Raw genomic sequence first — 10,530 nt, forward strand, 5'->3', positions numbered from 1 at the left:
GGCCGGTACAGGCAACACAACGCCCAGGCCCAGATCACAACCTGAAATGCCCCACCATCCCCTTCAGGTCAGTCCCCAACTGCGCCAACTCGATACTCGACCGGGCATTGTCCTGCATCGCCAACGCCGCCTGATCGGCACTGCCGCGGATGTGCGTCACGCTGCGGCTGATCTCTTCCGCCACCGAGCTCTGCTGCTCGGCCGCCGCGGCAATCTGCTGGTTCATCTGCTGGATCAATGACACCGCCGCCGCAATGCTGCCCAGCGCGCTTTCGGTCTGCAGTGCATCGGCTACCGCCAGGCGCACCAGCTCGGTACTGCCGCGAATCTGCGCCACCGACTGCTGGGCATTACCGCGCAGGCTGGCCACCAAGGTCTCGATCTGCTCGGTAGACTGCCGGGTACGCCGCGCCAACGCGCGCACCTCATCAGCTACCACGGCAAAGCCACGCCCTTGCTCACCGGCCCGGGCCGCTTCGATAGCGGCATTCAGCGCCAGCAGGTTGGTCTGTTCGGCCACACTCTTGATCACTTCCAGCACGTCGCCAATGGTGTGGATCTCGGCACTGAGGCTGTCGATACCGGCGCTGGCCGTCTCCGCCGCAGCCGCCAGTTGCTCGATGCGCTGCATGCTCTGGCGCACCACCTGCTGCCCGGAATCCACCTTCTCATCCGCAGCCTGGGCCGCCAGCGCCGCCTCTTCGGCATTGCGCGCCACATCGTGCACGGTGGCGGTCATCTGTTGCATGGCGGTCGCCACCTGTTCGGTCTCTTCCTTCTGGCTGCCCACCTCGCGGTTGGTCTGCTCGGTCACCGCCGATAGCGCCTGTGCATTACCGGCCAGTTGCTCGATGCCCTGCTGCAAACCGCTGACAATGCCCGACAAGCCCGCCGCCATCTGCTGCATGGCCTGCATCAGCTGCCCTACTTCGTCACGGCGTGGCGCCTGGGCGTCAAAGCTCAGCTCGCCAGCGGCAATGCGCTGGGCGCGGGCAATCACATGCTTGAGCGGCCCGACCACGGCGCGGGTGATCAGCCAGGCGGCCAGCACGCCCACCAGCAGCGCCAATGTCGTGGCCAGGCCGATGGCCACGGCATTGCGTTTCAGTTCACCCTGCAGGGCCTGCTCCTGCCCCAGGTAAGCCTGGTCGACCCGCCCGGTGACTTGCTCGGCACTGGCCTGCAACTGCGCCTTCAGCCCCTGCTCGCGGGCCAGTTGGTCAGTGTATTCGTTAAGTTTTTCCGAGAAACTGCCAATGTGCCCCGCTACCTCGCCCAGCACACTCTGGTAGCCGGCATCGCTGACGGCGCCCTGCAACTGGCTGACCAGGCTGGCGGCCTCGATGGTCTGGGCAATGCGTTCCTGGCTGACGCCCTCTTCGCCCTTGCGGCTTTTTTCCAAGCGTACCCGCGCTTCATCCATGGCCTGCAACATCAGCCGCGACACCTGCGCCACCTGCGCGGCCTGCTCGAGAAACGCGCCGCCCTGCTGGCCCTGGGACTGCTTGAGGGTGTACACGCCATCATCGGCCAGGCCGGCCTGCAACACATCGAGGTTGTTGGCCACGCTGGAAACCGACCAGCTGGCCATGTCCAGCGCCAGCTCCTTGGCCTGCACCGCCTCGACAAAGGCCTCGAACGCCTGGCCATAGGCTGCCAGGTCGGCTTCCGCTGCCGCCAGCGCCGGCAGACCACGGGCGCGCTCGGCCAGACCCTGCAGGCCGCTGCGCAAGGCCTCGGCCTGCTGCATGTCGGAGCGCAGGGCAAAGGCCTGCTCGTGCTGGCGCAAGCGCAGCAGGTCGGTATTGAACTGGGCCAGCTGGCGCAGGCTGTCGAAGCGCTGGCCAACGCTGTGCAGCGCAGCAATGCCAATGGCCGCCACCGCCAGGGTCAGCACCAGCACCAGGGCAAAGCCCAGGCCGAGTTTGCGGGCCATGCCCAGGTTGGCCAGCACACCGTGCTTGCTCGCGCCCATGCCGATTCCCCTTCTGCGTGCGAGGTTATCCCGAAGGCCAAGGGTGGCAACGTTGCCAGCCGATGAACAAGGGCCTGACGTCAGAATAGTGTCAAATAGCTATGAGCGCGTCGTTATCAGCTTGGCAGAGGTCGCCCTGCGTGCTGAAGGAAGGCCTGGGCGCGGGAGTCCTGCCCGTAGGCGACATTGATACGCAGCCAGGCACTGGCCGCGCCCTGGTAATCGAAGGCGCTGCCGGGGGTGAGCAGCACCTCGTGCTGCAGGGCCAAGCACTCCAGGCTGGCGAAATCCCGGCCCGGCACGCGGGCCCAGACGAACATGCCACCGTAAGGCTCGCAGAACACCTGCCAGCCCGCCTGTTCCAGCTGGCCGAGCAGCTTGGCCATATGCTGCCCCAGGCGCACGCGCAGGCGCTGCACGCTCTTGCGGTAGCTGCCGTTGGCCAGCATCTGCCCCACCACCTGCTCGGCAAAGCGCGAGGTGCCAATGCCGCTGACCATCTTCAACTCGGCCAGGCGCGCCAGCAACGCCGGGTCGGCAACCAGGTAGCCGACCCGCAGCGAGCTGCTGAGGGTTTTCGAGAAGCTGCCCATGTAGATCACCCGCTGTTCACTGTCGAGAGTTGCCAGGCGGGTGCCCGGGCCCTCCTGGAAGTCGGCGTAGATATCGTCCTCGATGATGCGCAGGTCGTGCTCGCGGGCCAGCTCCAGCAGGCGGTAGGCCACCTTGGGCGTCAGGCTGGTGCCGGTGGGGTTGTGGTACAGGCTGTTGATGAACAGGTAGCGCGGCCTGTGCGCCGCCAGCAGGGCTTCGAGGGTGGCCAGGTCCGGGCCTTCGGCGGTACGCGGCACCGGCAGCATGTGCACCTGGTGTTGGCGCAGCAGGTTGTACAGGTTGTAGTAGCCGGGGTTTTCCACCAGCACCGTGTCGCCCGGGCGCAGCAGGGTGCGCACCAGCAGGTCGAGGCCGTGGCTGGCGCCGTGGGTGGTGAGGATTCGTTCGGGGCCGGCGGCGATGCCCAGCTGCGCCAGGCGCTTGTGCAGCTGCTGGCGCAGGCTGGCCAGGCCCAGGGGTGGGCAATAGTCGAACAGGTCCTGCGGGTTGCCGCGACTGACCTGGCGCACTGCCTGGGCCAGTTCGGTGGCGGCGCGCCAACTGCTGGGCAACCAGCCGCAGCCCAGCTTGAGCAATTCGTCGTGGCCCTCGCGAAACTGCCGCCAGCTGCCGTCGCCGGCCTCGCCCCAGGGTTGGGCGTCTTCCACGGCCAGGCCGGGTTTGCGCTCGGCGACGAAAAAGCCGGTGCCGTGGCGGGCCTCCAGCCAGCCGCTGGCGACCAGGCGGTCGTAGGCTTCGATCACACATGACGCACTGACCGCCTGGCTGCGGGCCAAAGCCCGGATCGACGGCAGGCGCGCGCCGGGGCGCAGGCGTTGCTGGTCGATCCAGGTTTGCAGGTGGTCGGTGAGTTGCTGCACCAGCGGGGTGGTGCTGGTGCGGTCGAGGGGCAAGTGCATGGGGTAAGTGTTCGCTTGTTTTGAGCGAACAGTTAAGCATAAAAGGGTTGGCGGTGTGTCTGGTGAGGGGAATGGGCTGACATCAGAGTTGGCAGGGCCGGCCCTTTCGCGGGCACGCCCGCTCCTACAGGTTTTGCGCAATCCCTGTGGGAGCGGGCGTGCCCGCGAAGAGGCCGGAACAGCCACCAGTAAACCAGGATCCCTACCCATGCCCTCCGACCCGGCCCGCCTGGCCTTCGCCCTCTGCCTGATCACCCTGGCCGTCAACCTGCAGGCCCCGCTGTACATCACCTACGCCGACCTCTCCGGCCAGGGCGCCGCTGCCACCGCAGTGGCCTTCTCCGGCTACGTGCTCGGCGTACTACCCGTGCTGCTGGCTCTGGGCGGGCTGGCCGACCGGGTTGGGCGCCGGCCATTGGTGCTGGCCGCACTGGCCTTGTCGATGGTTGCCACCGTACTGATGCTGCTGGCCCCCAGCCTGCAAACCCTCGGCCTGGCGCGCCTGTTCCTCGGCCTGGGTACCGGCCTGGCCTCGGCCACAGCCACCGCCTACATGGGTGAACTGATGGGCGGCGCGGACAACACCCGCGCCGCCAACTGGGTTACCGCCAGTACCTCCCTGGGCTTTGGCCTGGGCGCGGCACTGACCAGCCTGTTCCTGCTGCGCGGCGCCAGCCTGACCCCAGGCAGCTTCCACCTGCAACTGCTGCTGGCAGCGCTGGCCATGCTGGTGGTATGGCGCCTGCCCGACCCACGCCCGGCACAACGCCCCCCCATGCTGCGCCTGCCCTGCTACCCGCGTGGCAGTGTGGCCTATGGCATGGCCATTTTGCTGGCGTGGGCCTGCGTGGGGCTGGTGATCGCCCTGCTGCCCGGCATCCTGCGCCAGCATGGGCTTAGCACCTGGTCAGGGTTCTCGACCTTTTGCGTGATCAGCTGCGGCTTGTTGTTCCAGCCGATGGCGCGGCGCCTCAGCAGCCGTACGGCCACGCTGCTGGGGCTGGTAATACTGCCGTGCAGCTATGCCGTGCTGGCCTGGGGGGCGGACAGCGGCCAGCTGGGCGCGGTATTGCTGGGTGCCGTGGCGGCCAGCAGTGCGTGCTACGGGTTTATCTACCTGGGCGGGCTGGCGGCGGTGAGCCAGTTGGCTGGCAACGAGAAGACACGGGCCAGTGCCGGGTTCTTTTTGCTGGCGTACCTGGGGTTCAGCTTGCCGGTGATCTTTACCGGGTTGCTGAGTGACCGGCTGGGGTCGCGGTTGGCCTTGCTGGTGTTTGGTGGGGTGCTGGTGCTGGGGTGTGTGGTGGTTGGGCTGGCATTGTGGTGGTCTGCCAGGGCCCCTTCGCGGGTAAACCCGCTCCCACAGGGGTATCACCAGCCCTGAGGCCAGCGGGCTACCTGTGGGAGCGGGTTTACCCGCGAAGAAGGCCACACCGATATCGGCTCAGATCGCCGTAGCCCCACCATCCACCGTCAGGCAATGTCCGGTGGTAAACGCCGCACCGTCGCTGCACAGGTACAGCACGGCGCTGGCAATCTCCTCGACCTTGCCAATGCGCCCCACCGGGTGCATGGCGGCGGCAAACTCGGCCTTGCGCGGGTCAGCCTGGTAGGCGCGGCGGAACATGTCGGTGTCGATCACCGCCGGGCACACCGCATTCACACGAATGCCCTTCTTGGCGTACTCGATGGCCGCCGACTTGGTCAGGCCGATCACCGCGTGCTTGGAGGCGCTGTAGATGCTCATCTTCGGCGCCGCCCCCAAGCCCGCCACCGAAGCGGTATTGACGATGGCCCCTCCGCCCTGGGCCAGCAGCAACGGCAGCTGGTACTTCATGCACAGCCACACCCCCTTCACGTTAACGCCCATGATGGCATCGAACTCCGCCTCGCTACCCTCGGCCAGGCGGCCTTGCTCTATCTCGATACCCGCGTTGTTGTAGGCATAGTCCAACCGGCCATAGGCGGCAATCAGGCGCTCGTGCAGCTGGCGCACATCGGCGTCGCGGGTGACGTCACAGGCAATGAACAGCGCCTCGCCGCCTGCCGCATGGATCAAGGCCACAGTGGCCTCGCCACCGGTCGGGTCGAGGTCGGCCACCACCACCCTCAGGCCCTCCTGGGCGAAAGCCAGGGCGGTTGCCCGGCCGATGCCGGCGGCACCGCCGGTGACCAGGGCTACCTGGCCGGAAAAGGTCATGCTCATCGCGTGCTCCAAAGCGTGATTGGTGGGGTTCAGAGCATAGTCAGCCACCAAGCGGCCAGGCAGCATCATCACCCCACCGGTTGGGCTACCATGCTTGTCAGTGATGTTAAGGACCTGCCTACATCAACAGGGTAGATTTAACGCATCCCCCTCCACTGCCCACAAGGACCCGCCATGACCCACACCAACCGCCGCTTCCTGCTCGCCAAACGCCCGGTCGGCGCCGTACGCCGTGACGACTTCAGCTTCGAGACCGTGCCCGCCGAACAACCCGGCGAAGGCCAGGTGCTGGTGCGCAACCTGTACCTGTCGCTGGACCCGGCCATGCGCGGCTGGATGAACGAAGGCAAGTCCTACATCCCGCCCGTGGCCCTGGGCCAGGTGATGCGCGCGCTGGGCGTCGGCGAAGTGATTGCCTCCAACCACCCCTCCTACAAGCCGGGCGACCATGTTAGCGGCGCCCTTGGCGTGCAGGACTACTTCACGGGCGAAGCCCAGGGCCTGCACAAGATCGACCCCAGCCTGGCGCCCCTGCCCCGCTACCTGTCGGCGCTGGGCATGACTGGCATGACCGCCTACTTCGCCCTGCTGGACGTCGGCCAGCCCAAGGCCGGTGATACCGTGGTCATTTCCGGCGCGGCCGGCGCGGTGGGCAGCATTGTCGGGCAAATTGCCAAGATCAAAGGCTGCCGCGTGGTCGGTATCGCCGGCGGTGCCGAGAAGTGCCAGTACCTGAAGGACGAACTGGGCTTTGACGGGGTGATCGACTACAAGGCCGAAGACGTGCTGGCCGGCCTGAAGCGCGAATGCCCCAAAGGCGTGGACGTGTACTTCGACAACGTCGGCGGCGACATCCTCGATGCCGTGCTGACCCGCATCAACTTCAAGGCACGCATCGTGATTTGCGGCGCAATCAGCCAGTACAACAACAAGGAAGCGGTGAAAGGCCCGGCCAACTACCTCTCGCTGCTGGTGAACCGTGCACGCATGGAAGGCTTTGTGGTGATGGATTACGCCAAGGACTATGGCAAGGCCGCGCTGGAAATTGCCGGGTGGCTGGCCAGCGGGCAGGTGAAGAGCAAGGAGGATGTGGTGGAAGGGCTGGAGACCTTCCCTGAGTCCTTGCTGAAGCTGTTCAGGGGGGAGAATTTTGGCAAGTTGGTGTTGAAGGTCTAGAACGCAGCCCCTCTACAGGCCATGAAATCGCGTCGCAAACCCTTGTTGTGGCACTTTCGCCGCTTGCAGTTTTGCCCGCCGGACTTAAATTCAGGCATCCACAAGCACCCATTGCGCAAGGCAGCGAAAAGGTGGGCAACCGATGCAGCAACGTTTGAATGCCGGGCTGGACTTTTGCAGGATCGCCGCCTGCTTCATGGTGGTAGTTCTTCACATCGCGTCGGCAGGGGCGATACAACTGGATGACAACTGGATGTCGTCCAATATCTACAACTCGCTGGTCCGGTCTTGCGTGCCGCTATTCCTGATGTTGTCCGGCGCCCTGCTGTTGAATCGCTCGGAGGGTGCCATCAGGTTCTATCAGAAGCGATTCGTGCGCATACTGCCGCCGCTGCTGTTCTGGTCTGTGTTCTACGCGCTGTGGCGGGCCACAATGGGCGTCGGGCATGGCAGTGTGTGGCAAGCCGCACTGGCCATGCTCCAAGGCCCCGTCTACTACCACCTCTGGTACTTGTACGCGATCATCGGCGTCTACTTGATCATGCCGTTCATGGCCAAGGTCTACCAGCATTCCGGGCCACAGGAAAAGCGTGTTTTCCTGGGCATGTGGCTAGCAGTCAGTTGCCTGCTCCCCACCGTCGCGCAGTTCGCTCCAGCGTTGGCCAACCTGACCAATACCTATGAATTGTTTTCGTTCATGGGGTATGCGGGTTACGCATTTCTGGGGGCTTATGTATTCGAACACATTCGGCTGCATGGCCCTGGCAACGCCTGGGTAAACCTTGGCGGGTTCTTTATCAGCGGCGCCCTGACCGCCGCCGCCACCCACGCCATGTCGGTGCAGCAGGACGTGCCCAACCAGGTCTTCTATTCCTACGTGTCGCCGCTGGTGGTGCTGGCCGCCATCTGCGCGTTCCGCTTGCTGCTTGCGCTGGGCGGCCAGCTGGTACGGCACAGCAAGCTGCTAGCCGAGTTATCTGGCTGCACGCTGGGGCTGTACTGTTTGCACGTGTTCATCATGAACAGGGCCAGCATCGTCTATGGCCCGCTGATCGAAGGGCATTCACTGGCGTGGCTGATACCGCTGCTGGCGGTGGGGGTGTTCATGTTGACGCTGATACCGATTTACCTGATCAGGCTGATCAAGCCCGTGCGCGCCGTGATCTGACCAGCGAAGCCACGCTGTAGGTATTTTCCGAAGCTGAGCGATGGCTTCAGTTGCAGCTGAACACTTACAGGCCAACACAGTCCCTGTGGGAGCGGGCGTGCCCGCGAACACGGGCGAAGCCCGTGCCATCCACCGCAGCGTCTGCTTCGCGGGCGCGCCCGCTCCCACAGGTCCTGCGCTGGCCCATGAGGTTGGGCTCTTTTGTGGGAGCCGGCTTGCCGGCGATCACCGCCGAAGGCGGTGCCATTCGCGGAGCAGCCAAACAAAAAAGGCCAGCACTCTCATGCTGGCCTTTTCGATAACGCAGGCTACTTACCCACGAATTTCCGCCACCACCGCAGCCAGCGCCTGCGCCGGGTCGGCGGCCTGGCTGATCGGGCGGCCGATCACCAGGTAATCCGAACCCGCATCCAGTGCCTGGCGCGGGGTGAGGATACGGCGCTGGTCATCCTGCGCACTGCCCGCCGGGCGAATGCCCGGGGTCACCAGCTGCAGCGACGGGTGCGCCGCCTTCAGTGCCGGGGCCTCCAGCGCCGAGCACACCAAACCGTCCATGCCAGCCTTCTGAGCCAGCGCCGCCAGGCGCAACACCTGCTCTTGCGGGTCGACATCCAGGCCGATACCGGCCAGGTCTTCACGCTCCATGCTGGTCAGCACGGTCACACCAATCAGCAACGGCTGCGGGCCGCTGCGCTTGGCCAGCTCCTCGCGGCAAGCCGCCATCATGCGCAGGCCACCGGAGCAGTGCACGTTCACCATCCACACACCCATTTCGGCCGCAGCCCTCACCGCCATGGCAGTGGTGTTGGGGATGTCGTGGAACTTGAGGTCCAGGAACACTTCGAAGCCCTTGTCGCACAGGGTTTCGACAATGCCCGAAGCGCTGCTGGTGAACAGCTCCTTGCCAACCTTCACCCGGCACAGCGCAGGGTCAAGCTGGTCAGCCAGCTTCAGGGCGGCCTCACGGGTAGGGAAATCCAGGGCGACGATCAGGGGCGTCTGGCAGGCGGACATGGGCAGGGTCTCTTGGCAAGTCGAAAACGGCGCGCATTGTAAACGAAGTGGCGCAGGCTTTGGGGCCCGCGGGTCACGGAATTGGCCCAACAGTGACTGGCTCCTATAATTGAACCTACGGAACGGGCAATTGCTCAACACTTGTACAAGCGCTGCCCATCACCAGCAAAGGAGAACGAAAATGCCCTGGTATGCCTGGCTGATACTCATCATAGCCCTCGGCTCAATCGTTGGCGGGCTGATGCTGCTGCGCGACACGGCCAAAAAACTGCCACTGACCGAAGAACAGCTGCGCAAGGTGCATGAACGCAATGCCGAGGCAGATGCCAAGGATGCGCAAGACCGCTAAAAGGTCAAAGTAAAGGGTTTAAGAGCCACCTTTTAAGGCAATATTTTGACGCACCGCAAAGTAAAAAATAACTTATTGTTTTATCGGGTATTTATTGGGGTGCTTTGCGCCCCTTGTCGAAGGGCTGCAAAGCAGCCCCAGGTTCCAGAAGGCAACCCAAACCGACAGGCTCACCCTCCTCGCCCATTTACTCCACCATCACCTTGTCCCGGTTACGCTCCAGCAACGCATTGCCAATGCCCTTGATCTCCAGCAGTTCATCCACCGAAGCAAACGGCCCATTGGCCTCCCGGTAAGCCACGATGGCCTCGGCCTTGGCCTTCCCTATGCCGTTCAATTCCTTCTGCAACGTCAGAGCATCGGCGGTGTTCAGGTCCAGCCGCTGCGGCTGCTGGGCCTGCTGCTGGCTTACCACCGGCACCGGCTCGGGCACCGCCGTGGCGCTGGCCGGGGCGGCGCTTAGGGAAAAGGACAGGCTGGCGAACAGCGGCAGCAGCAGGTACGACAGAACGTTGTTACGCATGGTGAACACTCCTTGGGTTGGTCATTTTCCAGCAGCCGTTTTCCTTCGACTGCGCAATCAACCCTAGCGGTTCTGCCATTTTGCAAACAGGCACTTGGCCCAGTTAATCGTTACCGAATCCGACATTAAAAAAAGCAACTTCGCCCACCCAAAAATGATGGCGTTACGCCATATTTCAGGTTAACTTCATGAAACAAAGGAGATGGCAATTCGCCGCTAGGTAAATTCCCGTTTAATCTAGGTTTCATTCAGACCAATCGCTGTTGTTTTTCCCACAAGCCTTGCCGGACAAGGCCCCCACCCGTTCGTCGTATGCCTCGGTCGAATTGACTTTATTGGCATGATGCCTGAATAACATCAAACAATCGTTTTTTTTGATGCAACTTTCGAAAATCGGATCCAATCAGCCGATAGATATAGCCAAATTCGTACAACCAAGGGAAAAAAACGTGCCAGACGGGATGTCATATTGATGACGAAGTGATAAATTTGCGGCCATTGGACAACCGCTATGCTTGAAGGATCCGAGCCAAAATGAATTTTTCTTCACCCCCCTCCGCCCCCCCCGCTCGCTTTTGCGTGCGTAGCGCTACCCAAGCCAGCCC

General features: G+C 63.7%; 9 protein-coding genes. 4 read left to right on the forward strand and 5 right to left on the reverse strand.

Annotation, left to right across the window (positions count from 1 at the left end):
- Positions 1-34 precede the first annotated feature (34 nt).
- Positions 35-1,975 (reverse strand): methyl-accepting chemotaxis protein, encoded by a 1,941-nt coding sequence (locus J5M71_RS11570; protein WP_207832323.1) that lies wholly within the window; start codon positions 1,973-1,975, stop codon positions 35-37.
- 116 nt (positions 1,976-2,091) lie between these two features.
- A complete protein-coding gene (locus J5M71_RS11575) occupies positions 2,092-3,489 on the reverse strand; it encodes a PLP-dependent aminotransferase family protein (protein WP_207832325.1) in 1,398 nt (465 codons plus the stop codon).
- Positions 3,490-3,697: 208 nt separating this feature from the next.
- On the opposite strand from J5M71_RS11575, the gene J5M71_RS11580 reads away from it, so the two are divergent.
- The gene (locus J5M71_RS11580; RefSeq protein ID WP_207832327.1) at positions 3,698-4,873 is read left to right on the forward strand and encodes an MFS transporter; all 1,176 of its coding nucleotides are present in this window, start codon (positions 3,698-3,700) and stop codon (positions 4,871-4,873) included.
- A 60-nt stretch (positions 4,874-4,933) separates the two neighbouring features.
- On the opposite strand, the gene J5M71_RS11585 is transcribed toward J5M71_RS11580, so the two are convergent.
- Complete coding sequence (locus J5M71_RS11585; protein ID WP_207832329.1) at positions 4,934-5,695, reverse strand: SDR family oxidoreductase; 762 nt, start codon at positions 5,693-5,695, stop codon at positions 4,934-4,936.
- 174 nt (positions 5,696-5,869) lie between these two features.
- On the opposite strand from J5M71_RS11585, the gene J5M71_RS11590 reads away from it, so the two are divergent.
- Positions 5,870-6,871, forward strand: a complete 1,002-nt coding sequence (locus tag J5M71_RS11590) for an NADP-dependent oxidoreductase (protein WP_207832331.1) — start codon at positions 5,870-5,872, stop codon at positions 6,869-6,871.
- A gap of 154 nt (positions 6,872-7,025) precedes the next feature.
- Positions 7,026-8,039 carry an acyltransferase family protein gene (locus J5M71_RS11595; RefSeq protein ID WP_207832334.1) on the forward strand — a complete coding sequence of 338 codons (1,014 nt, stop codon included), beginning with the start codon at positions 7,026-7,028 and terminating at the stop codon, positions 8,037-8,039.
- A 312-nt stretch (positions 8,040-8,351) separates the two neighbouring features.
- Here J5M71_RS11595 and pyrF read toward each other — a convergent pair whose 3' ends face one another.
- Positions 8,352-9,053: an orotidine-5'-phosphate decarboxylase gene (pyrF, locus tag J5M71_RS11600; RefSeq protein ID WP_063911652.1), complete on the reverse strand. Its 702-nt coding sequence runs from the start codon at positions 9,051-9,053 to the stop codon at positions 8,352-8,354.
- Positions 9,054-9,234: 181 nt separating this feature from the next.
- Here pyrF and J5M71_RS11605 point away from each other — a divergent pair, with 181 nt between their 5' ends.
- The gene (locus tag J5M71_RS11605; RefSeq protein WP_010952850.1) at positions 9,235-9,402 is read left to right on the forward strand and encodes a DUF2897 family protein; all 168 of its coding nucleotides are present in this window, start codon (positions 9,235-9,237) and stop codon (positions 9,400-9,402) included.
- 187 nt (positions 9,403-9,589) lie between these two features.
- Here J5M71_RS11605 and J5M71_RS11610 read toward each other — a convergent pair whose 3' ends face one another.
- Positions 9,590-9,925 carry a ComEA family DNA-binding protein gene (locus tag J5M71_RS11610; protein WP_085590160.1) on the reverse strand — a complete coding sequence of 112 codons (336 nt, stop codon included), beginning with the start codon at positions 9,923-9,925 and terminating at the stop codon, positions 9,590-9,592.
- Between the last annotated feature and the right edge of the window lie 605 nt (positions 9,926-10,530).

This window comes from Pseudomonas sp. 43(2021), assembly GCF_017490805.1.
In the GTDB taxonomy this organism is placed as follows: domain Bacteria; phylum Pseudomonadota; class Gammaproteobacteria; order Pseudomonadales; family Pseudomonadaceae; genus Aquipseudomonas.